General features: G+C 60.9%; 1 protein-coding gene. It reads left to right on the forward strand.

Annotation, left to right across the window (positions count from 1 at the left end):
- Positions 1 to 6: 6 nt before the first annotated feature.
- On the forward strand, positions 7 to 675 hold the full coding sequence (locus NKI17_RS36885) for an aminotransferase class III-fold pyridoxal phosphate-dependent enzyme (RefSeq protein ID WP_352907955.1): 669 nt from the start codon (positions 7 to 9) through the stop codon (positions 673 to 675).
- Positions 676 to 762 lie beyond the last annotated feature (87 nt).

The following is a 762-nucleotide window of genomic DNA, read 5'->3' on the forward strand; positions in this document are numbered from 1 at the left end:
GGCCTTATCCCGCCCGATCCCGACTTCATCGCCGCTGTCGTGGAAACCGCACGCCATTATGGCATTCTCGTTATCTGCGACGAAGTGCTCAATATTCGCCAAAGCTATCGTGGGGCCTCCGCACGTTATGGCATCGAGCCTGACCTGATTGCCGCCGGCAAGACTATCGGTGGCGGATTCCCGATCGGTGCGATCGGCGGATCGCGTCGCGTGATGAGCGTCTTCGACGGATCGGCCGGACGGGCCAAAGTGGCGCAGGGCGGAACATTCTCGGCAAACCCGGTCTCCATGGTCGCTGGCCGCGTCAGCATGGAAGCCATGACCGAGCCGGCTTTCGCTCGACTGGAGGCAATGGGTGATCGCCTCCGTGCAGCCCTCACCGCCGCTATTGATCGACATCGGGCCCATTATGTCATCAGCGGTGCAGCCTCGCTGTTTCGTATCCATCCCAAGGGAACGCTGCCGCACGACTATCGCGAAGCGTATCCATTGCCTGACGAAACGGCTTCGATGAAGAAGATGACCCGCTTCTTCCGCAACGAAGGTGTGATCCTGCCTGCTGGCGCTGCGGCCTGCCTGTCAACGGCAATGTCTGACGTCGACATTGACAAGATAGCGGATGTCTTTGAACGGTTCCTGACGACGACGCCGGTTTCGGCAGGGGAGGCGCGCTAATGAATGCTCCCACCCAATCGCTGCAAACAACGGCCGTCTGCGAGACGGTAGCTGAACGCGTCGCTCGCGCGCTCCAACGTCATGGCG

This window comes from Mesorhizobium sp. M0816 (genome assembly GCF_040320005.1).
Taxonomy (GTDB): domain Bacteria; phylum Pseudomonadota; class Alphaproteobacteria; order Rhizobiales; family Rhizobiaceae; genus Mesorhizobium.